Origin of the sequence: Herbaspirillum sp. C7C8, from assembly GCF_022627875.1 — a bacterium.
Lineage (GTDB): Bacteria > Pseudomonadota > Gammaproteobacteria > Burkholderiales > Burkholderiaceae_D > Herbaspirillum.
Genome location: NZ_JABXGG010000009.1, coordinates 145,181 through 167,643, shown reverse-complemented (window position 1 = coordinate 167,643; position 22,463 = coordinate 145,181). Strand labels below are relative to the sequence as shown.

The window sequence follows — 22,463 nt, the reverse complement described above, 5'->3', positions numbered from 1 at the left end:
TATGACGCGCACGACAAGATACACGCGGGGGAAGAGAACGCACGCGCACGCTCCCGCCCAACACTTCGTTAGCTATCGATGCCTCTGGGGCTTGCGAGAACGAGCTACAAGGCCACCGCAGGCTGGCGGATGGTCGCTACCTACTTCAGTACTGCAAGGCTCATAGGGCTGCACACCCTGCCAACGAGCCGGTAATCAATCGACCGTTTCATTACCAGCCTGAACCCTGTTCAGAGGTGGTAAGAAAGTCCTTGTAAACGCATTGATTACCAGTCATAATTATTTCCACGTTTGTTTTCCATGGAATGCCATGACCGCTCATACCTCCCGCACCTTCCTGTACGCCCGCGTCTCTACCGCAGACCAGACCACAGACAACCAGCTCCTCCTAGCCCAGAAGGCCGGGTACGACATCCTCCCACGCCGAGTCCGTGCGGAGACCATCAGCGGCACCGTCCCGGCCATGGAACGGCCCGTGTTCGCGCAGCTAGTGTCAGAGCTTGAGCCGGATGACATCCTCGTGGTCGCCAAGCTGGATCGGCTGGGCCGGAATGCCTCGGACGTGGACCGAACGGTAGAGATGCTTCGACTGAAGGGCGTCCGGGTGGTGGTGCTCGACCTGCCGGTGATGGAGGTAACCAGCGCAGCCGGAGAGCTGGTGCGCCGCATGTTCGCTGCCTTCGCCCAATTCGAGAGGGATCAACTGGTTGAGCGTACCCACGCTGGACTTGCGCGGGCCAAGGCAGAGGGCAAAGCACTGGGCCGCAGGGATGTCCTTGCCGTGCTCGCAGAGAAGCGCGGGATGGGCCTGCCTCAATTGCACGAGGAGATACGCGGCAAGCTGGCTGAGGGAGCAACAGCGCGAGGGCTGGCGAAGGAGTACGGCGTCTCGCATCCCACCATCATGAAAACAGCACGGCTCACCGGATGACGTCAATCATCACATGCGCATCACAACTTGACAGCGGCAGCGGTAAGTCATCGAGCAACACGTGAGCGACCTGACGCACGTGCTTTAGCACCAGACGCTAGGGCCTCCGCTTCTCCCACATCGATGATATCTCTGAGTACACTCTGAAAATTGCTCGGTGTACTGTTTAGCCTCAATCCAAAAAATGTACCTTCAAACGAGCATGGCTCAATAAGTCTTTCCTGCTTACGTCCCACAAGCATTGCTGTGCCACTCCCCAAAGCAAACCATCCAAAACTGGCCGCAAGTTCACTGAGCACATATAACCCGTATCCCGAATTATCATAAATATTCTCGACTTCGCTAAGCCCTGCAGTGCGTGACACGCCAGGTCGGACAGCAAGCGGCAGAGCCTCATCATCGAAGAAAAAATCATGTGTTCTCGATAGTGTCCTCGCGATGCCTACCCCCTCATCGACGATGGCAACCTCGACCTGCCCGCCGTACCAACGCTGCCCACAGATGAAACACTCGTCCGCTTGGGAATGTTCAAATACGTTACGGATAATCTCTCTCACGGAATACGTGTACGTTCTCAATCGCTCCGAATCGTCGAAAGAGCCCGCTAAAACTCCGCCGATCCGCCTTGCCTCTTCCTCAATGGCCTCATACCAGCTCTGAACGCCTCGAATCACTACATCCACCTCCGGCCTCCTGATGGAGCGAATCGGTAGGTAACGGACTGATCCATTCCTTTGCCCAACCTTATTACCTCGATTCAAGTGAACAAAGTCAAAGAAGCCCATGTGCATAAGGTATGAATGAGCACTCACAGAAGCGCTAACGCCGCGCTGGTATGTGGCATAGCCACACTCCCGCCTATAACTGACCCATCGTCGCAATTTAGAGCCTACAACTAACATCCCGCTCGGATAGGAGTACTTGAGCTGTGAGAAGTCCACTGTTACGTTATCTTCGTCAAGCGAAGAGTCTAGTTGCAAACACAACGCGTCCAGCGCTTCGCGCTCAAATTTAGCCGGCATTAGAACATCCATCTTGCTATCCAATTGAATAAACCCTGCGTACGACCGTGGGCAATATGGCCAGAATAAAATCGTGACCTGATTGAGAACCTTTATTCCATAAAGCCGGAAATCCGTACCGGAGCAAGACATCTAAACTGCCCCGCAAAAAACTCTTGCAAACAAAATCCGAATTCTTGTAATATTCGGTCCCCGGCGAAAAAGAGTCGGGAGTTCGCTACGGCGAGCTAACCAATGCTGTCGTGCCCGCGTGTGATTTCACACCAAAACATAACGACGCAAACCGCTGACGAGCTCTAACCCTCGTTAGTCGGATTCCAAAGGGCCACTACTTATACCTTCCTTCGCTGGAAGTCGTGTAAGCGGTGGCCCTTTTTGCGTTTTGGATTCGGCTCTTTGGTTCGTTCTTTAACAATTTGATAGTCACTGGCAGCGTAGTGAACTGCTGGTGAGCCGTAGACAGACTCGGCAAGTTTACTCACTGGCAAGCCAAGACCGGCAGGCTATTGAACGCCTGCTATACCAACCAACAGGAGAAAATATGCAAGCCACGAAAATCACCGCATCCACTCAGCTGGACAACACCTTTTCCGATGGTACCCGCTGGCTGATTCGCCGTATTCGCTATTCGTTGAGCCAGATGTTGTACCAAACCGAGGATATCTGGAACCGTTTAACGGGCACAGAAAAGGCACAGCGTGTTACAGAGTTCCGTAATGCTCGCAATTTACTGATTGAGCTAACCCAAGACCAAAGCCCAACTATCGAGTCTCCTTGGAGTCAGTGCGAGAGCGAAGAAGAATATCTGAGCATGGGGGCCGATCATCGCTACCCCGACAAGTGGTACAAGTTCGCGCCGGAATGGATGCAAGTAGCTCACGCCCACCTGATGGTGGCAGTTACCGAAGAAGATACTCGCTTGAACGGCAGAACTTAACTTAGTCGCCACCGCTCTAGTCGTCGAAAAGGTAGCAGATTAGAAATGTAATGGCAACCATCCTAACAGGGCCAGCCGGGGGCAATCCGGCTGCCCTTATTTCCCGCCGTGCTATTTCGGTCAGCTATATGACACACAGAAGCCGCATAAGTGGGCTGGGTGGTCTGTACGTGGTGGCTCACGTTAAAAGGCATGTGGCCGTACGGGCAGAGGGAAACCTCTGGGTCACAAGGGAGGCTCTGTAAATAGGTACGAATCCGACGCGACGTCAGGGTAACTATGAGCCATCTTCGTTTGCATGGTGCTTCTTCTGGAGTATCTGTGGAAACGGGGAGGGAAGATGTAATAGGAAACGATCCTCCGCTCTGTCAGAGGAGTAATACCTAGGGTATTCCTTGGGGTATCCCAGAGTATCCCAAAGGATGGGCACAAGGAGTACCTGCCTAAACCATTTCACAGAAGACCTACGCGGGATACACTGAAGACACATCAGCAGTCCGTGCAACATCCTCCGTATTCCGTCCGTACTCACCTTCTATCCATTGCACAGCGTCCAGTACCACACCCGGTACCGAACCTGCCATAGCAGCACCTTTGCCTCCCTCTTCGAACACAAGCCAGCCAAGCCTAAGAGCCCACAGAGCACGCCATGACCAGCACTCGCACCTCTGAATCCCACATACCTGAACCTCATCCACTTGAACATAACGAAGTAGAGCGGCAGCACTTCCTTAGCACTCTGGATTGTGCATCTCCTATCGGCAGGAGCGCGTACCGCCGTGCTGTTGAAGCCCTCACCGGATCGCTGCCAACATGGGCCATCCGTGGCAAGCCGGGACGGAAGCCGTCTAGCAGGGAAGCACCACGAGTCTAACAAGAACAGCAGGTTCAGCCCGAACAGGAGGCCAGCCTGCATTGCACAGTACAGAGCAGCACTTAACCAGCAAAGGACAGCAACATGAAGAAGCAGGACTACAGCGGCACCACTGAGTATCAAGAGGGCTACACGAAAGGTGAAGCAACAGCCGGGACATGGCGAATAGCAAAGCGGACATCGCTGTGGAAGCGCGGCACCCGCACCGAATTCAGGAATGACGCCATCAGGCGTGATCTCCGTTTCCGGAACATCCCCGAGAAGTCCACCGAGGGGCAAGCGTTCAGCCAAGGTTTTATCGCGGCATACACCCGTGCCTTTGCCCGTACCTGCGGTCACTAAGGAACATCCAGCATGGGATGGGCAGCATTAGCAAAGGCGGCAATGGACTGGACGGGCAGCTACTTACAGGCCCGTACACAACACAGCATCAGCTTGGCACAAGGCATCATGGACGATGCCAACACCTACGCACAGAACCTCGTCAACAACGCCAACACGGACGCGGCCAACCTGACCCGGCAGGGCCAGAACCAAGTCGCAGCCGCCGAGGCATCGCTCGGCAACGCGCAGCGGAGCATCAGCAACCAGAACAAGCTGGATGCCGCAGGCACCCAACTCGACACCCAAGCCCAGAATTTCGCCCGTCTGCAAGATCAGATGACGCGGGGCGGGCTGGAGGACAGCCTCCGGGCGTCCGAGCAGATGGGGGCGCTACACGCGCAGCAGGCCGCCTCGGGTACCGGTGGATCATCCGCAGCGATGATGCACGCCACGCTGGCTCTCTCGGTGGCACGGCAGAACACCATCCGAGACAACAACCAGCAGTACACGAACTACGACATGCAGCAGCAGCGCATGGGCCTGATCCAGAACACCATCAGTAGCTTAGACGAAGGGCAGACCTTCGCCCCTATCGACTACAACGTGAACGTGGCCCCGCTGGTGCAATCTCCGCTCCGCATGGATCAGTTCGCGGGCAGTGCTGTATCGCAAGCTTGGGTCGGCATGCTGGGTAAGGACGCAGGTTCCCTCACTCAGAGTATCGGCTCGTGGAAGGGCGGTACGGACTGGAGCAAGGTACAGGCCGACGATAGCAACGTAGTCAACATGAATGACGGCTGGAACAACTTCAGCACGAAGAACTTCAGCTCTACCCCGAACCTCGGCTCAGGAGTCTACGGGATGGGCGGTAGCGCAGGTAGCAGCGGCAACTTCTTCTCCTCGGAGTCTTACTCCGGGAGCGGTAGCTACCAGTTGTACTAAGTGCATTGAGTGCAGGCGCGGGGCTTCGGCCCTGCTCCTCGCTTCTCTGTTTGCGCGTGCGCCATCTGTTTCCTTTGCTCCAACTTGAAGTGCACGCGCAAGGCCACGCATGCTGCCCTCGCTGCGGGCGACTGATGCGCCGCGCCCTGCTCTATCTGTTGATTGCTTACACGCTGGTGGTTGATGTGGCCGTGGCCGCTTTCATCGCCAGCACTGCATACCACAAACACCTCCCGTCCTGCGCCTGGACTCAATCGGCCCAAAACTGGGCCCATTAAAGGAACCTACGATGACACCCAAGCTGCTCGCTGTGACTCCGACCATGACCACCGTGGAAATCGCCCTGCTCACGGGCAAGGCGCACAAGCATGTGATGCGGGATACGCGCCAGATGCTGACCGAGCTGCGCGGAGAGGCAAATCTCTCTACCTTCGAGGCCAGCTACACCGATGACCGCAACCGCACCAAGCCTGCCTTCGCTCTGCCCTACCGCGAAACCATGATCCTCGTGTCCGGCTACAGCCTCCAGATGCGGGCGAAGATCATCGACCGCTGGCAAGAGCTGGAGCAAGCGGCCAAGGCACCGGCCATCAACCTGAACGATCCGGCCTCCCTGCGTACTGCGCTGCTAGGCTACACGGAGAAGGTGCTGGAGCTGAAAGCCACAGTGGCAGAACAGGCACCGAAGGTGGAGGGATTCGAGCGAATCGCCGATGGACACGGCCCGCTGGCCATGCTGGCCGCTACCAAACTTGGACTGTTGACACCATACTCATCACCTTCTATTACGAAGCAACAGACTCACGCCCCCCGCAAGATTCTCCACAGACAAATCTGTAGTTGAACTGATATCGCTAGTTGCTCGGCCAAATTCGTCGTCTATTTGCAGGGTTGTCGCCATTCGAAGCGCCTCCATCTGCGCCCTACTCAGATGGAAATTTGCCCGAAACGTAGCCCAACCATCTCTTTGATTCAACTCAAAAAACCAAGCGTCCAATGCTTTGGGGCGGATTTTCTGACGTTGATCGACTATGAATTGAATATTCCCTTGTTCAGACACAGGAAATTGGCCTAGTCGGGTCGCTTGGAACTGCTGAAGTGAGAACGCTGCCATCACGCTAAGAAGATATTCCCCGCCAACTTCTACGAATGACAGAAGCACCATATGCCCCGATGCGATTTCTTGCCGTACTGTTAGTCGGGGCACTCCGCTCTTCTCGACAACGATACTCCAGCTAGAGAGAGGAGAAATTGTGTTATCGATTCGTAGTTGACGCGCAACTTCAGGGGCTATCCAACGTATGCTATTACTTGCGGTTACTGACGCGATGTCGATCATTTGACGATCCACTCCCATCGAAGCAACGTAACTCGCAAGAGTTGTAACCGTGACTTGCGAATCGCCTTCACTCAGATTTCCGCCTATTGTCGAGAACTGGTGAACTCCGAATCTACCTCCTTGGGCAATAGTTCGGCGCACTCCGCCAATGAAAGCGAGTGAACACGCAGAGGCACAAATTACGTCCGTCGCCACAATTCGATCATGATAGCCATCGGGACTACGATCTCGAACTTCTTCCGTGTATATCGGAGCAAGTTCCGTATCGAGCTTCAAACGCCGTATTAGTCGCCCTAGCGCTATGCGCCCTAACAGGCTTCCCCCTGGGCTATCGAAGACAAGCGTTGGATTCTTGTTGAAGTATTTGTCCTTCGCGGCACGGCTCGTAAGAAACGCCTGTAACTTATCAGCTGAATCGGTCTCTATCCTGCCTTTGGCCAGGACGCGCATACCACAAAAATCTCCGTTCCCAGAACAAGGCGTGTAGGTCTCGAAAGTCATGGGTTCATTTGACATCGCTGAAGCCCCGCTTGCGCAGCCAGTCAAGATCGTCGCTGCGAGGAATTTCACCAATAGTCGCCGACACCACATATCGAATGTCGCAGTGCATCGCATCGTTTTAGCAGAGTTTCCCACTATGAAGGCGTTACGATTTTCGTTTTCCAGCCTCATCCCATCCCCGTATATTAAAGTCCGCTTTACAAATTATGGGGCACGGAAGTGGGTATTGGAATACTTGACGCTGGTATACCCGCACGCGTAAACTTCTGTCTGTCGCGAACAAAGACGCGGCCGGGTTTAGCAGCCCGAATGACAGAGGCGGACAACCGCCACTCGGCGGTATTTTTACGTCCGTATCTCGGCACCTCCTATGGGCGGCAGTGATGGGGAGGCTTCGGCCTGCCGGTTTCCTTTGTCTCCGGTCTGCTAACCCCGTCATTTGCTGCCCACCCCGTTTAGCAGCGGGATGCGTGGTTCTTCACCGACAAAGGAGGCACTATGCTAAGCATCATCACGTCCATATATCTCAGGGTGACATTCCCCACCCCCGCCGCTAGTGCTCACCAGCAGGACACATTCTCCGCCATTGCAGCAGCGCAGGGGGCCGCATGAAGGTCTGTGCACGCGGCAAGTACCGCATGAACGTGTATGACCGCTATGGTGACACCATGTCCCACCGTTGCTACAACAGTAGCACCAGTTGCGCCAATGCAGCATGCGCGTTGCTCGGACGCGGGTACTGGGCAAGGACTGTGACCGTGACTGATTTTGGGACGCGCTACGACCCTTTGAGGCACGTCGGGAGAGCCGCTGCCTAACTGGCATTCCGTCTACCGATAAGTAAGGCCCGCCTATGACGAAAATAGATTAGTCGAGCTTCAAAGCTAGTTTAGACGCCTCAAGGTGGGTGTATCGCTGGAGCATACGCATGTCCTTGTGGCCGCTGATAGATGCCACCTCTATGGGATGGAGCCCCTTTTCAAAGAGCCGCGTGACCGCCTCATGTCTCAAATCATGGAAGCGCAAGTCCTCGATTCCGGCGCGCTTACGGGCGTTCTGGAAGGCCCGCTTAACTGCCTCGCCGGTCACTCCGGGGAACACAGGGCCAGCACGATCCGGCGTTGGCTCAATGAGCGCAAGCCTTCGCAGTAACGCAATTGCTCGCATCGAGAGCGGCACAGTCCTATGGTCGCCGTTCTTGGTGTCGGGTAGGTGCGCCGTGCGCTTATCCAGATCGATATGACTCCAATCGAGCGACACTATCTCTCCTTGGCGCATGGCCGTCTCGATGGCAAACAGAATAATGGAGGGCAGGAAGCCGCCCTGTGCCGCCTCAGCAGCAAGAAGCAACCGATCTAACTCATTGCCACGTAATCGCCGTATCCTACCCTTAGAAAGCTTCGGCTTGCGCGGCAGCGCGAACGGGTTACTTGCCAGCATCAGCCCCCATTCTCTCCGAGCCATGTTAATCACGGCCGACATGAGGTGCATCTCACGGGTCACAGTATCGGGGGCAACCTCCACCAAACGACGGTCCCGCCATTGTGCAATGATCGGCGGAGTGAGGCTTCCCACCGCGTGACTTGAGATATTGTCCCGCATCAGCTTACCAAGCCGCAGCACTTCACTCTCCGCTGACTTCTTCGATGGTGATATAAGGACACTGTACTGCGCCATAAGATCGCGGAACGGCGTTGCTCCCGAAAACAAAGCCGGCTCTGGCGGCGCGGGGATAGAATGGGCTAGGGGCCGCAATTGCCGTTTCCTTGGCCGTGGCTCTTCCCGCAAATTCGCGTTCTGACGTAGCTCGGCCTCCACTGCCTCAATCCATTGTTCGGCAGCCTCTCTTGAGTGGAAGGTCTGCGATCGTGCTGGGTAGCCTCCTAGGCGCACACGAGCTTGGTATGTGGTCGCCCTCTTGTTATCGTCCCGTACTTGGATCGTGCCCATACAACTCTCCTCGGAGTGGAATCGTCGCGGGGCAAAACCTCGTATTAGGCAGCACCTCTCAGCCCTTGTGGGGCGACACCAACGCCCTTAAGTGCGTGTGGGGTGAAGACCTTCAGTGTGCCACACAATATGTTGAACATGCTCATTGGACAGCACGCACTCAATCTGACGGATAGAATAATCGAATACGAACAGAACGGATGCTGACATGTGGTCAACAGCAATGTGGGGCTTTCTGGGGCTGACTGCAACGGTCGGACTCACTTGGGTATCAATGACTGGCCCGCTGGAGAAATGGGGAAGCGTGCTAATTGCCACGACTTCGATACTAGGAGTAGCCACTCTCTTCTGCTTTGTCATGATGCTTTTGGGAATTGTCCGGAAGCGGTCTCATGGCGGCCCGAAACTGGAGCTGCTGGTGGGGCAAGAAGGGCGGTATTTTGAAACACGTAGCCACAATATCTATAATCTGTCGAAAACCGTACTGATCGGGGTAAAGAACTCGGGGAGTACCTTGCTCACCAATTGCAAACTGGAGTTTGAAGCCACCGACAAGGACAGCGGTAAACAGCAAACTTGGCACAGAGACGGGCCGTTCAGCCTATACATTGGGGAGGAGCGCCTTGTCAGCCTCGCTATGTATGGCGAGCCGGTTCCTCCACATCCTCAGGGAACGGACAGAATTCAACTCAGTGCAATACCAAGCTCCAACTTTTGGCGTCCGCCCGCATTACCCTTGGCCGGTGGAGTCGTCAAAGTAAGAGCCTTCAGCAGCGAGACTCCACCGTACGAACTGCATTGCAAGCTCTGGGTAGAAAACGATAAGCTGAAATGGGAGAGACTATAAGCGAATCAGCCGAGCTTTTGCACCAGCATGGATACGTCGAGGTGCGTATAGCGATCCAACATAGCCAGCGTCTTGTGCCCGGTGATTCGGGCCACCTCAATGACGTTAAGCCCTTTCTCAAATAGCCTACTCGTTGCCTCATGCCGTAGGTCGTGGAAGTTAACCTCCCCCATCCGGGCGCGGACGGCTGCACGCTTGAACGCTTGGGTAACGGAGTCGGGGGCGAGAGAGAAGACCTTCCCGGCATCTTCCGGCCTCATGCCCTCCAGTAGCTCTAAGGCCACCGTGGACAGCGGTACAGTCCTTGGCTGGTCGGTCTTCGTCTCGGGCAAGTAAACAGACCTTAGTTGTAGATTGACGTGCTCCCAACGGATGCCGACTATCTCGCTCCTCCGCATGGCTGTCTCCACGGCGAATCGGATGATGATCTTCAGTTCTGGGGATTCTGTTGCCGCCACGAGCCTGTTCACATCCTCGGGAGGTACCCGCATGTCCCGCCCCTTGGGCATAGAGGGCCGCTTCGTCCTCGGGATACCATTGGGTAACACCACGCCCCACTCCTCGGCGGCTGTCTTGTATGCCCGATGAAGGAGGTTCAACTCGTGGATGACGGACTGCGGCCCGACCGAGAGCAGACGCTTGGCCTTGTACTGGGCGAGGATGATGGAAGTCAGGGTATGCACCCGGTAATCGCCGAGGGCGGCGTACAGGTGCTGAGAGCGGGATAAATCGGCTTTGTGGGATGCCTTGGCGACGGACACCTCTTCGAGATACCTCTCCAGCATCTCTCGGATGGTCATGGTCTGGCCCGAGGTAGAACCCGCGAACTGCTGTCGAGCCATCTGAGACTCTACGTCGCGGCCCCATGCTTGGGCCTCGGCTTTCGTGTCGAATGTCTTTGTTTGTTGTGGATAGCCCTGCATGCGGACTTGTGCTTTCCACCTCCCACGGTACTGACTGATTGTTGCCATTGCGACCTCACATACGGTCGCCGTCACTTAGGTAGTAGTGTGCTCAAAATGTGCTCAGGACTGCTCAACTGGATACAGCGCCGCGTCCCGTAAGGGATGCAAGCCAACGAGCAATGGCCTTCTAAGCCATAGGTCGGGGGTTCGAGTCCCTCAGGGCAGGCCACATTTCCCGGCATTTTCATTGCAGCACACGCAACCGCGGCGCTCAGGATCAGTGGTGACCGCCTGATCTGTATCGACCATCAATGCAATGGCAGGCAATGACTGACCACCAGCCACCATTGTTCAGCGATCCCAAAGAAATGAGCTCGCTGATTCCGCATTGAAGAACAGCAAGACAAGAGGGACGCCACGCTGCATCCCTCTTGTCTTCACCCATGCGCGTGCGCACCGACCAGCAGCATTTCACCGCTGCGCTCCGCGACTGGTGCCACGGCCACGGGCGTGGCTGCGGGCACCATCTCAATGGGCTTGTCCCTTTCAGGATCAAGCTTGAACACCTGCACCGCCCCCGCCAACTGTACCGCCTGCTCCTGCAAGGACTGCGACGCCGCAGCCGCCTGCTCCACCAGCGCCGCATTCTGTTGCGTCGCCTGATCCATCAATCCGATGGCCTGATTGACCTGGACGATGCCGTCACTCTGTTCGGCACTGGCGGCCGTGATCTCGCCCACGATATCGGCCACGCGATGCACACTGCCCACGACCTGCTGCATCGTCGCACCCGCCTGCGCCACCAGACGGCTACCGCTTTCCACCTTGCCGACCGAATCATCGATGAGCTCCTTGATCTCACGGGCCGCCGCTGCCGAGCGCTGCGCCAGTGAGCGCACCTCGGAGGCGACCACCGCAAAACCGCGCCCCTGCTCGCCTGCGCGCGCCGCCTCCACGGCAGCATTCAGGGCAAGGATATTGGTCTGGAAAGCGATACCGTCAATCACGCTGATGATGTCAACGATCTTCAGGGACGAGGCATTGATCTCTTCCATCGTCTTGACCACCTCCTGTACCGCCTGACCACCCTCGCTGGCCACACCGGAGGCAGAAATCGCCAGCGCATTGGCCTGCTGGGCGTTATCGGCATTCTGGCGCACGGCAGCGGTGAGCTGTTCCATGGCCGAAGCGGTCTCTTCAATGGACCCGGCCTGGGATTCAGTGCGGCTGGACAGATCCAGATTGCCAGCCGCGATTTCTGCCGTGGCTGTGCCAATGGTATTGGCGCTATTGCGCACATTGCTCACGATGCGCACCAGACTGTCGGTCATCTGCTGGATGGCCTGCATCAACTGGCCGACCTCATCATTGGCGCGATGACGGATGCGGGTGCTGAGATCACCCGTGGCAATGGCGCGCGCAGTCAGGATGGCTTCACCCAGCGAGGTGGAAATGGCGCGCGAAATCAGCTGCCCCACCAGCGCCACCACCACACACACGAACAGGCTCATCAGCACGGCCTGGTAGATCGCCGAACGCAAACTGTTCTGGGCCGTCTGCACACCCTGCTGGCCGAGCTGCTCGTTGTGGCGGCGATGTGCAGCCAGCGCGTTGATGAGCTTGGTACCGGGCGGAACCACGTAGTGCTCCACGGCCGCCAGCGCTTCCTCGTTCTTGCCTTCGGCACCCAGCGCGATGACCCGCTGTCGGTTCTTCTCATACTCGGCAAAGGCATCACGGTCTGCCTGCAGCAACTGCCGGTCGGTGGCATCGGAGAGGACGTCCTTCTCGTAGCGATCAAAGGTGGCAAGGACCTGGTCACGCAGCGTGCTCATGGATTTTTCCAGCTGGAGACGGGCGGCGGCATCGGTCGCGGCGGCATAGCGCCAGATACCGACACGGATACCGAAAATCGCCTCGCTGGCCTCGCCCAGTACCAGCAGACTGGGCACGGTGTTGACCGAAGAATAGCTGGCCGCATCGGCAATGCGATTGCTGTGATAGATGCTCAAACCGGTGACGCCGGCCAGGCCCAGAACGACGGCGAGCAGAAGCAGACGGATTTTATTGGCAATGGTCATGATCAGGTTTCCTGCGCTCGATGTGGACGCGCATCAGGTGGATGGACTGAAATGGGTTGGGTTGACGCCAAAAAATTATATGTCCGCAAAAAATATGGAAAATCCACATGTGCCCGCATCTTGATACGAATCATGATTGCTGCCTGGAAAACGACGCTGGATCAAACGAGCGTAAAAACTAAGTTGCATCCTCCGCAAAAGCGCGTATAAGTGGACTCATTCAATAAAAAGAATTAGTAAATCCGGCAAAAGAAAATAGTCCCCGCAAGCTCAATTCAGCCAGTGAGTTCAATGGATCGAACCAGGGAGAAAGAAAGTACATCCGGAAGAAAGGCAAGGAAAACTAAGTTTTTCGCCATGCCTTTGGCGTACGCGGAAAAGAAAACAGCGGAGCCATCCTGCGCTCCGCTGATTCAGAAGACGATGAATCTGCTGCTATGCGCCCTGCCGATAAATATCCGGACGCGAGATATGCCACACGAAGTCACCGCGATTGATGGCCTCGAAACCACAGCTGGCATATAGCCACGGTGCGGTAGAAGTGGTCAGCATGACCCGACGCAGTTTCTGCAGGGTCGGATGCTGGTTCACCGATTCGATCATCCAGCGCCCCAGACCCTGGCCGCGCAAGTCGCCGACGACGAAGACGTCGCACAGGTAGCCGAAGGTGGCATGGTCGGTCACCACGCGGGCAAAACCGATCTGCTGCTTGCCGCGATAAAGACCGAAGCAAAGGCTGTTGGCCAAGGCGGTACGCACGGTGTTGAGGTCGATGCCGGGGGACCAGCTCGAATGGGTCAGTACGTCGTGGATGAGAGGGATGTCCAGCCGGTCGGGATCGGTGTCGATGAGGAAATCATCGCGCCGCCAGATCAGGTGATGGCTCATGGTCGTTCCTTGCTTGATGGCTTGTTGTCGTAAAAAGTTTGCCCTGGTGCATGTTGCCTGTTACTGCGAAAAACAATTTAGAACGTTTCTCCTCTTCCGGAATGGGCACGCCAACCCGCCCTGGCGAGCTGCTGCAGCGCGTGCTGACGGGCTTGACGACGGATCTGCGACAGTGCAAAAAATCGCCCGATTTATCTTTTCCGTGGATGAGATTCGTTCCGTGGCCGTTCATGATGCCACAGCCGCCCCCGCCTTGCGCAAGGCTTTCCATCGGGCAAGAGCGTCTGACTGACGCTTTCGGCTGAAACATTGCTTGCACTTCCGTTACACCTTGTCGACTCAAGCTGGCAGACCATGAATTCACTTCGGTGCGACGGCAGCGACCACGATCACCCGTATGGCTCCCGCGCACGCCATTGGCAAGGAGAACGACATGAACAAGATATCCCTGGCCTGGGCTACCTGCCTGGTCTTTTCGCTGGTCTCGGGCCTGCCCGTGCAGGCGCAGACGGCCTATGCGCCACCTGCACCGGTCTATACCCAGCAGCAGCTGGACCAGATGCTGGCACCGGTGGCGCTCTACCCGGATTCCCTGCTGGCCCAGGTCCTGATGGCCTCGACCTATCCGCTGGAGGTGGTGCAGGCCCAGCGCTTCGTGGAAGCCCGACCTGGCCTGCAAGGCGATGGGCTGGCCCGCGCCGTGGCCCCCATGCCCTGGGACCCGAGCGTGAAGGCGCTGGTGCAGTTTCCCTCGGTGCTGGCCATGCTCAATGACCGCCTGGACTGGACCCAGCAACTGGGCCAGGCCTTCCTCGGCCAGCAAGCCCCCGTGATGGATACGGTGCAGAACCTGCGCGAGCGTGCCCGCATTGCCGGCACGCTCGAATCCAGCCCGCAGCAGCGCGTGGTGGTGCAGGATGAGATGATCGAGATCGTGCCGGTCAATCCGCAGGTGGTCTACGTGCCCTACTACAACCCGACCGTGGTCTATGGCAGCTGGTGGTGGCCCTCGGCCCCGCCAGTGGTGTGGGCACCGCCGCCGCGCTATCGGCCGCCCAGCTATGAACCGGGCTTCTCGGCCAGCATCAGCTTCGGGGTGGGCATCGGCGTGATGCGTGCCGTCTTCGGTGAGGCGCGGCCGGACTGGCGCCAGCGCCAGGTACTGGTGACGCAGACCCGCATCAACAACGTCACCAACGTCAACAACACCAACATCATCCATCAACGCTATGTCAACAATGTCACCGTCAACCGCAACGTGACGATGAACCAGCGCCCGGTGGTATGGCACCACGATCCACGCTATGCCGGTGGGCGCTATGCCCAGCCATCCGCGCCCGCCGTGGCACCGCCGCCGGGACACCATGCACCGGCTGTGCGGCCACTGCCGGTGGTCGACAACGTGCAGCAGCGCCTGGCCCAGCAAGACCAGTTCCGCCAGCGCCAGGCCGTCGAGCAGCAACGCCAGCGCGAACAACAGGCCAATGACCAGCAACGCCAGCGTGAGCAGATGATCCGCGATCAGCAACACCAGCGCGAGCAGCAAGCCCAAGAGCAGCGCCAACGGCAACAGGCCGAGCAACGGCAGTGGCAGCAGCACCAGCAAGGTCAGCAGCAGAGACAGCAACAGCGCGAGCAGCAGATGCGCGAGCAGCAGATGCGCCAGCAGCAGATGATGAACCAGCAGCGCGAGCAGCAGCATCGCCAGATGGAGCAGGCCCGGCAGCAGCAACAGCAACAACATGAGGTCGCGCAACGTGAGCAGCACCAGCAGCAGACGCGGCAGCATGAAGCTCATCCGCGCCGTGACGACCGGCGCGACGAGCGCTCCTGATCTGGTCACAACGCCGCCCGCCCGGCCCTGAGCAGCCCGCCGCCCGCACGTTGCCCATCAGCAAACATGCGGGCAAGCGGGCCGCTTCAGTTATAATCTCGGGTTTTCCAGAGCTGTCGGAACAGGGCGTGCGGCGCCTCCTTGCCAAAGGAACAGTGCGCGCAGCCCGAGGCCATGCGGGTTGGATCGTCCAGCCGCGCCGGGGGCCGTGTTCCGCCCGGCTCCCACCCCGACCGATCCGCCATGCAAGAACCCAGCAACGAACTCCCCGACGTCGCCGCCACCGCTCCTGAGGCCGCTGACGCAGATAACGCCAGCGCGCCTGGCGCCACCACCAAGGTCTCTTCCGACCTGATCGCGCGCGAAGTCAAGCGCCGCCGCACCTTCGGCATCATCTCCCACCCCGACGCCGGCAAAACCACGCTGACCGAAAAGCTGCTGCTGTTCTCGGGCGCGATCCAGCTGGCCGGTACCGTGAAGGCCCGCAAGAGCGGTCGCCACGCCACTTCCGACTGGATGGAAATCGAAAAGCAGCGCGGCATTTCGGTAGCCAGTTCGGTGATGCAGTTCGAGTACCGCGACCACGTGGTCAACCTGCTCGACACCCCCGGCCACCAGGACTTCTCGGAAGATACCTATCGCGTGCTCACCGCCGTGGACTCGGCGCTGATGGTGATCGATGCCGCCAAGGGCGTGGAAGAGCAGACCATCAAGCTGTTGAACGTCTGCCGCATGCGCAATACGCCCATCATCACCTTCATGAACAAGCTGGACCGCGAAACCCGCGATTCGCTGGAGCTGTTGGATGAGCTGGAATCGGTGCTGAAGATCCAGTGCGCGCCGGTGACCTGGCCGATCGGCATGGGCAAGAATTTCCGTGGCGTGTATCACCTGCTGCGTGACGAGATCATGCTGTTCAAGGCCGGTGAAGAACGCGCCAACGGCAACGTGGAAATCATCAAGGGCATCGACAATCCCAAGCTGGCCGAGATGTTCCCGCTGGAAATCGAACAGCTCAAGATGGAAGTGGAACTGGTGCATGGCGCCTCCCACCCCTTCAACCTGGAGGACTTTCTGGCCGGAGTGCAGACCCCGGTCTTCTTCGGCTCGGCCATCAACAACTTCGGCGTGCGCGAGATCCTCGATGCGCTGCTGGACTGGGCACCGGGTCCGGGCGGACGCGATGCCACCGTGCGCGAGGTCAAGCCGACCGAGGAGCCGTTCTCCGGTTTCGTCTTCAAGATCCAGGCCAACATGGACCCGGCCCATCGCGACCGCATCGCCTTCCTGCGCGTGTGCTCGGGTCGCTTCGAGCGCGGCATGAAATTGAAGCACCTGCGCCTGAACCGCGACATCAAGGTGTCTTCGGTGGTGACCTTCATGGCCTCCAGCCGCGAACAGGTGGAAGAAGCCTATGCCGGCGACATCATCGGCCTGCCCAACCACGGCAACATGCAGATCGGCGACAGCTTCTCCGAAGGCGAGATGCTGCAGTTCACCGGCATCCCCTACTTCGCCCCGGACTTCTTCCGCGTGGCACGCATCCGCAATCCGCTCAAGATCAAGCAGTTGCACAAAGGCCTGCAGCAGCTCGGCGAAGAAGGCGCGGTGCAGGTCTTCAAGCCGGTGACTGGCAGCGACCTGATCCTGGGCGCGGTCGGCGTGCTGCAGTTCGAAGTGGTAGCCAGCCGCCTGCTGAATGAATATGGCGTGGATGCGGTGTTTGAAGGCACCAGCATCAGCAGCGCCCGCTGGATCAGCTGCGATGACAAGAAGAAACTGGCCGACTTCGAGAAGTCCTCGGCCGGCGCCAACCTGGCCATCGATGCGGCCGGTAACATGGCCTACCTGGCCAGCTCGGGCGTGAACCTGCGCCTGACCCAGGAACGCTGGCCGGAGATCACTTTCCATGCGACCCGTGAGCACGCGGCCAAGCTGGATTGACCAGGCGTTGAGCGCATCGACCGGCCCGCGCCGGTCATGAAATGAAAATCGCCCGACAGGCGCAAACCTGTCGGGCGATTTTCTTATGCCTTGCTGATGGGGAATTACTTGGCGTTCTTGAACGCTTCCACACCGGCCAGGATTTCAGCACGGGCAGCGTCCGGGCCTTCCCAGCCCTCGACCTTGACCCACTTGCCCTTTTCCAGATCCTTGTAGTGTTCGAAGAAGTGCTTGATCTGGTTCAGACGCAGTTCGTTCAGGTCTTCCGGCTTTTGCCAGTGGGTGTAGATCGGCAGGATCTTGTCGACCGGCACGGCCAGCAGCTTGGCGTCGATGCCCGATTCATCGGCCATCTTCAGCACGCCGATGGGGCGGCAGCGCACCACCACGCCCGGGATCAGCGGGAACGGGGTGATCACCAGCACGTCGACCGGGTCGCCGTCTTGCGACAGGGTCTGGGGAATGTAGCCGTAGTTGCACGGATAGTGCATGGCGGTACCCATGAAACGGTCGACGAAGATGGCGCCGGTGTCCTTGTCCACTTCGTACTTGATCGGATCGGCGTTCATCGGGATTTCGATGATCACGTTGAAGTCATTGGGCAGGTCGCGGCCAGCGGGGACGTTGTTCAGGCTCATGGGATTCTCACTAGGGAAAGAAACGAAAAGCGGTTTTCGGGTCGCCACCGCCTGAGCTTAATGCTCGATGCAATAAGCATTAAGCTGGGCTTAATGCTCAAACCAGGCCGTGCCAACACCGGAAAGCCGCAATTATAGCGGCATTCAGGCTCAGTCCGGCATCTTGGCCGGTGCAACTTACGCCAACATGACAGCGCCCGGCCATGGTCATGAAAAAGGCGGAAGGGCTTGCGCCGCTTCCGCCTTGGTCATTGACCCGCACAACAAGTTCAGCGGATGGCCGTCGCCAGGGCGCATTGCTTGTAGTGGGCAGCGGCCTGGTCGGGCTGGTCCAGGGCCTCATGCAGCTGGGCCAGGGCCAGGTGCGATTCACGCACGGTGCGGGGTTCGATGGCGTCCGAGAGGGCTTGCTCCAGATGGCGCTGGGCCTTGCCCCACAGCTTCTGGCGCAGGCAGAACATGCCCAGGGTCAGCGCCAGTTCGGCATCCGTCGGGTTCTTGGCCAGCCAGGATTCGCAATGCTCGATCTGCGACAGCAAGGCCGGCGAGCCGGCTTCGGCGGTCGACTCACGATAGGCGCGCAGCAGGCGGATATCCCAGTCGGCAGCCAGGGCGCGTTCCAGCAGACTGCGCGCCTCGTCATGCAGGCCACGGCTGGAGAAGGCCTGGGCCGCCCGCACGGCGATGTAGGGCTTCAACTTGTCGGCACCGGGTACGCCGTTCCACAGCAGGCGAATCGATTCGGCATCGTGCGAGCGGTCCGACAGCAAGGCATCGTAGGACATCTCGCGCAGGCGATTGGACAGGGCCGGATGCAGGGCATTGCGCTTGTCCAGGGTCTGCACCAGGCGCAGTACCTCGGGCCAGTTCTTGGCTTGCTGGTTGGCCTTCAAGGCCCACTGCAGGGCCTGGATGTGGCGGGTGCCGTTGGCGTTCAACTCTTCCACCGTTTCCAGCGCCTGTTTGAAGTGATGTTCGTCCACTTGCAGTTCCAGTGCCGTCATCAGGCGCGCAGCTTTCAAGGTCGGATCGACTTCGGTACTGGCCAGCCAGATGTCGCGGCGCTCGCCCTGGCGCATGCGGTGCGCGGCACGGGCTGCGATCAGGGCGGCGATGCCGGCGTTGTCGGGCAGGTCGGAGGCGCGTGTGGCAGACTTCTCGGCCTGGCCGAAGCGGCCTTCGAAATAGGCCTTCAGGGCATCGCGCAGGGCCTTGTTGCTTTCATTCTCGCGCTTGGCACGACGATAGGCGATCACGCGGCCGGGCAGCTTCTGCGTCAGGCGGATGGCGCGGATGACCACATAGATGGTCAAAAACACCGCCAGCACGGCGAAGAGGAAGAAGTTCAGGGACAGGTCGATGCGGTACGGCGGATAGAACAGCACCACATTGCCCGGGTTGAAGCGCGCCAGCACGGCCAGGCCGATGGCGGACGCGAAGAGGGTCAGAAGCCAGAGCAGTATTTTCATATCAGGTTCCCGTCAGCGGCTCACGGACGGGCCTTGTAGTTGCGCACGGCGTTGAGGCTTTCGGCCAGCGTGGGCAACTGAATGGAGACATTGCTGCCCTGTACCTGCTTCAACAGCGCCTGGGTAGTCTGGACCTGCTTGGCGCGGGTATCGAAATACTTGGCGATGGTGTCCTGGGCCGACGACAGGTCATTGCGGAAGGCGAACTCGTTGCGTGAAAGCAGGGCCAGGCGCGCATTGAGCAGGCGCAGCTTGAGGTTCTCTCGCACGAAGTAGGCCTGGCCCGGCGAGAGCAGGATCGCTTCCGGTGTCTGCACTTCACGGATGCGCACCAGCTGGCGCAGTTCGGACCACATCTCGGTGCTCATGCTCTGCCAGGTCTCACGCGCACCGGCCAGCCATTGCGACCAGGCCGAGGCTTCGGCGGGTGCGGCTTCGGCCCGGGTCTTGCCATGCTTGGTCTCGCCCTTGGCGGCGGCCTTCACCGGCTGCGGCTTGGGCTCGCTGGCCGACTCCACCGGATGCTCGTCCACCAGCAGCGGCAGGGTATCGACCTGGCCGATGGCGCTATCGAGGCGCACGGCGATGCCGGCGATGTCCACCGTCGGCAGGGCCTTCAGGCGCTCGATGTCATGCGCAATGGCACGACGGATCACGATGAACTGCGCCTTGTCCGAACGCGACAGGCTCTTGTCGGCATTCTGCAGGGCAATCAGCGCACCTTGCACGTTGCCGGCCAGCTCCAGCTGCTGGTCTGCAGTGGAGAGCACTTCCTCGATTTCGGAGAGGGCCCAGTCGTCGCGGTTCTTGTTCAAGTCCTGGTACATCTGCTCCAGCGCCAGCTGCTGGCTCTGGGATTCGGCCTGCTTGCTGTCCAGCACGCTGACCTTGGATTGCAGCTCCTTGGTGCTTTCCTGCACTGACTTGAGCACGCCCTTGAGTTCATTGCTGTTGTTGTCGCCATTCTGCAGGCGCTGCGCGACTTCGCTGCGCAGGTCGCGCAGTTCGGTATGCGAAACCCACCACTGCGCGCCCAGGCCGGCGATGACCAGCAGCAGCACGATGGTCTGCGCACGCTGGCGGCGACGCAGCACCGCCGTGCCATCGGGCGGGGTGAAGGTATAGGACGCCTGCGGCGCCGCTGCACCAGCGTTGTGGCTGGCTTGCGGTTGAGGCTCCGGCAATTGGGGGGTGGGTTGCTGTTCGTTCATGGGCTGGATTGTAACGCGGCAAATTACGCGGCCGCTCAGGGAGCGGGTGGAGCAAGGGCGGCAAGCAGGCGTTCGTCACCCGATCCGGTCAGGACCACCTGCACGAAACCCTGCTCCCGCGCGGTCTCGGCGATCCTGTGGTGAGAGACGACGATGCGTTGTCGTTGCAGTTTTACCACACGTTCCTCACCTCCGGCTAGTCTTGCCAAGTGAAGCAAATTGCGCAAGGCCTCGGAACTGGTGATGACCCAGTCGGCCCCGCCATCGAGCAAATCCAGCAGTTGCAGGCGGCTTGGCGCATCCAGTTCGGGGGCCAGGCGGCGATAGGCGGTGAGGAATTGAACCTCCACGCCCTGTTGTTGCAAAGCTTCACTCAGGAAATCGCGGCCGGCCTGGCCGCGCACAATCAGAGCACGCCTGCCGCGCAATTGTTCCAAAGGGAGGGATTTGAACAATTCCTCGGAATCCATCTTGTCGGCGCGTTGGGGGCCGTAGATGGTGGCATTGCCCCCATCGACGCCATGTCCGCACAAGGCCACCCTGCTGCCCTCTCCCACGATGCCGATTGGCACATCGCGCGGCCATTGCTGCAGATGGGCAAAGACGGCATCGATGGCATTGGGACTGACGAAGACCACCAGTGCGAAGTCTTGCAGGCGCGCCAGCGCGGCCTTGAGTTCGCTGTCATCGTCCACCGGACCGATGACCAGGAGCGGAAACACCACGGCACGCCGGCCCAACTGCTGCACGCGCTCGGCAAAGCTGGCGGCCTGTTGCAGTGGCCGCGTCACGACCACTGGCAACGATGCGGGGGGTTCAGGCCGAAGCGGCATCAGCCTGGGCCTTGCAGGCCGCCAGAATGGCATCGGCGCCGCGCGCCTTGAGCAGCTCGGCCACTTGCGCACCGAGCGCCTCGGGCGCATCCGGCGAACCTTCGGCCTCGGCGGCAGCGGCTTGCGCGCCATCGGGGGTGGCGATCATGGCGCGCAGGTGCAGGCGCTCGCCCTCCAGCGTGGCATAGGCCGCCAGCGGAATCTGGCAGCTGGCTCCAAAGATGCGCGAGACCGAGCGCTCGGCGGCCGAGACCACGGCGGCGGGCTCGTCATGCAGGGGAGCCAGCAGGCGCTTGATATCGTCACGGCCCTCGGGGATCTCGATGGCCAGCGTGCCCTGGCCGGGCGACGGCAGGCTCTGTTCGGGATCGAGGAAGGAGCGGATGCGCGCCTTCAGACCCAGGCGGTTCAGTCCGGCCACGGCCAGGATGATGGCGGCATAGTCGCCGCGATCCAGCTTGGCCAGGCGGGTATCGAGATTGCCGCGCAGCGGCCTGACCACCAGTTGCGGATAACGCGCGGCGATCATGGCCTGGCGGCGCAGGCTGCTGGTGCCGACGATGGCGCCAGCGGGCAGCGCATCGAGCGAATCGTAGTCGTTGGAGACGAAGGCGTCGCGCGGATCTTCGCGCTCCAGGATGGCGGCCAGCTCGAAGCCTTCGGGCAGGTCCATGGGCATGTCCTTCAGGCAGTGCACGGCGAGGTCGGCGCGGCCTTCGGCCATGGCCACCTCCAGCTCCTTGACGAACAGGCCCTTGCCGCCGACCTTGGAGAGCGCGCGATCAAGAATCTGGTCGCCACGGGTGGTGGTTCCGAGGATATTGATGCTGCACTGCGGATATAATGCGGCCAGACGGTCCCGCACGTACTCGGCCTGCCACATGGCAAGGCGGCTCTCACGCGAGACGATGACGATGTTGGAAGGAGGAAATTCTTTCAAGACGGGCTTTCCGATTCAGTCGTGGCACCCGCGGCCGAGGAGACAGGGAAAGC

General features: G+C 59.3%; 19 protein-coding genes and 1 tRNA gene. 9 read left to right on the top strand and 11 right to left on the bottom strand.

The window, feature by feature from the left end; all coding sequences use genetic code 11:
* Window positions 1-310 precede the first annotated feature (310 nt).
* The gene (locus HWE01_RS12845; RefSeq protein ID WP_241822001.1) at window positions 311-931 is read left to right on the top strand and encodes a recombinase family protein; all 621 of its coding nucleotides are present in this window, start codon (window positions 311-313) and stop codon (window positions 929-931) included.
* A 47-nt stretch (window positions 932-978) separates the two neighbouring features.
* Here the strand turns inward: HWE01_RS12845 and HWE01_RS12840 are convergent, their stop codons facing one another.
* Complete coding sequence (locus HWE01_RS12840) at window positions 979-1,614, bottom strand: ATP-binding protein (protein WP_241822000.1); 636 nt, start codon at window positions 1,612-1,614, stop codon at window positions 979-981.
* Between the two features lie 880 nt (window positions 1,615-2,494).
* Here HWE01_RS12840 and HWE01_RS12835 point away from each other — a divergent pair.
* From HWE01_RS12835 to HWE01_RS12820, 4 genes are all read left to right on the top strand, one after another.
* Window positions 2,495-2,890 carry a hypothetical protein gene (locus HWE01_RS12835; RefSeq protein ID WP_241821999.1) on the top strand — a complete coding sequence of 132 codons (396 nt, stop codon included), beginning with the start codon at window positions 2,495-2,497 and terminating at the stop codon, window positions 2,888-2,890.
* A 958-nt stretch (window positions 2,891-3,848) separates the two neighbouring features.
* Complete coding sequence (locus HWE01_RS12830) at window positions 3,849-4,106, top strand: hypothetical protein (protein ID WP_241821998.1); 258 nt, start codon at window positions 3,849-3,851, stop codon at window positions 4,104-4,106.
* A 12-nt stretch (window positions 4,107-4,118) separates the two neighbouring features.
* Window positions 4,119-5,030, top strand: a complete 912-nt coding sequence (locus HWE01_RS12825; RefSeq protein WP_241821997.1) for a virion core protein, T7 gp14 family — start codon at window positions 4,119-4,121, stop codon at window positions 5,028-5,030.
* Window positions 5,031-5,319: 289 nt separating this feature from the next.
* Window positions 5,320-5,874 carry a Rha family transcriptional regulator gene (locus HWE01_RS12820; RefSeq protein WP_241821996.1) on the top strand — a complete coding sequence of 185 codons (555 nt, stop codon included), beginning with the start codon at window positions 5,320-5,322 and terminating at the stop codon, window positions 5,872-5,874.
* Here HWE01_RS12820 and HWE01_RS12815 read toward each other — a convergent pair.
* The gene (locus HWE01_RS12815) at window positions 5,806-6,870 is read right to left on the bottom strand and encodes a COG3904 family protein (protein ID WP_241821995.1); all 1,065 of its coding nucleotides are present in this window, start codon (window positions 6,868-6,870) and stop codon (window positions 5,806-5,808) included. The two genes, HWE01_RS12820 and HWE01_RS12815, sit on opposite strands and share 69 nt — an antisense overlap.
* Window positions 6,871-7,737: 867 nt before the next feature.
* A complete protein-coding gene (locus HWE01_RS12810; protein WP_241821994.1) occupies window positions 7,738-8,820 on the bottom strand; it encodes an integrase in 1,083 nt (360 codons plus the stop codon).
* Between the two features lie 208 nt (window positions 8,821-9,028).
* Here HWE01_RS12810 and HWE01_RS12805 point away from each other — a divergent pair, with 208 nt between their 5' ends.
* Window positions 9,029-9,667: a hypothetical protein gene (locus tag HWE01_RS12805; protein ID WP_241821993.1), complete on the top strand. Its 639-nt coding sequence runs from the start codon at window positions 9,029-9,031 to the stop codon at window positions 9,665-9,667.
* A gap of 5 nt (window positions 9,668-9,672) precedes the next feature.
* Here the strand turns inward: HWE01_RS12805 and HWE01_RS12800 are convergent, their stop codons facing one another.
* Entirely contained in the window at window positions 9,673-10,467 is a 795-nt protein-coding gene (locus HWE01_RS12800) for a site-specific integrase (RefSeq protein ID WP_241821992.1), read from the bottom strand.
* A gap of 232 nt (window positions 10,468-10,699) precedes the next feature.
* Here HWE01_RS12800 and HWE01_RS12795 point away from each other — a divergent pair.
* Window positions 10,700-10,801, top strand: a tRNA-Arg gene (locus HWE01_RS12795).
* 208 nt (window positions 10,802-11,009) lie between these two features.
* Here the strand turns inward: HWE01_RS12795 and HWE01_RS12790 are convergent.
* Both HWE01_RS12790 and HWE01_RS12785 read right to left on the bottom strand, forming a co-directional pair.
* Window positions 11,010-12,653: a methyl-accepting chemotaxis protein gene (locus tag HWE01_RS12790; RefSeq protein ID WP_241821991.1), complete on the bottom strand. Its 1,644-nt coding sequence runs from the start codon at window positions 12,651-12,653 to the stop codon at window positions 11,010-11,012.
* 435 nt (window positions 12,654-13,088) lie between these two features.
* Window positions 13,089-13,541 (bottom strand): GNAT family N-acetyltransferase, encoded by a 453-nt coding sequence (locus HWE01_RS12785; RefSeq protein ID WP_008329813.1) that lies wholly within the window; start codon window positions 13,539-13,541, stop codon window positions 13,089-13,091.
* A 433-nt stretch (window positions 13,542-13,974) separates the two neighbouring features.
* On the opposite strand from HWE01_RS12785, the gene HWE01_RS12780 reads away from it, so the two are divergent.
* Both HWE01_RS12780 and HWE01_RS12775 read left to right on the top strand, forming a co-directional pair.
* On the top strand, window positions 13,975-15,375 hold the full coding sequence (locus HWE01_RS12780) for a DUF3300 domain-containing protein (RefSeq protein WP_241821990.1): 1,401 nt from the start codon (window positions 13,975-13,977) through the stop codon (window positions 15,373-15,375).
* 243 nt (window positions 15,376-15,618) lie between these two features.
* Entirely contained in the window at window positions 15,619-17,319 is a 1,701-nt protein-coding gene (locus tag HWE01_RS12775; protein WP_008329817.1) for a peptide chain release factor 3, read from the top strand.
* A gap of 104 nt (window positions 17,320-17,423) precedes the next feature.
* On the opposite strand, the gene ppa is transcribed toward HWE01_RS12775, so the two are convergent.
* From ppa to hemC, 5 genes are all read right to left on the bottom strand, one after another.
* A complete protein-coding gene (gene ppa / locus HWE01_RS12770; RefSeq protein WP_006463345.1) occupies window positions 17,424-17,957 on the bottom strand; it encodes an inorganic diphosphatase in 534 nt (177 codons plus the stop codon).
* A 269-nt stretch (window positions 17,958-18,226) separates the two neighbouring features.
* Window positions 18,227-19,426 (bottom strand): heme biosynthesis protein HemY, encoded by a 1,200-nt coding sequence (locus HWE01_RS12765; protein ID WP_008329818.1) that lies wholly within the window; start codon window positions 19,424-19,426, stop codon window positions 18,227-18,229.
* Between the two features lie 20 nt (window positions 19,427-19,446).
* Entirely contained in the window at window positions 19,447-20,637 is a 1,191-nt protein-coding gene (locus HWE01_RS12760) for a uroporphyrinogen-III C-methyltransferase (RefSeq protein WP_241821989.1), read from the bottom strand.
* Window positions 20,638-20,672: 35 nt separating this feature from the next.
* Window positions 20,673-21,470: a uroporphyrinogen-III synthase gene (locus HWE01_RS12755; protein ID WP_241821988.1), complete on the bottom strand. Its 798-nt coding sequence runs from the start codon at window positions 21,468-21,470 to the stop codon at window positions 20,673-20,675.
* Entirely contained in the window at window positions 21,454-22,410 is a 957-nt protein-coding gene (gene hemC / locus HWE01_RS12750) for a hydroxymethylbilane synthase (RefSeq protein WP_008329821.1), read from the bottom strand. Before hemC ends, HWE01_RS12755 begins: the two co-directional genes overlap by 17 nt.
* Window positions 22,411-22,463: the final 53 nt, after the last annotated feature.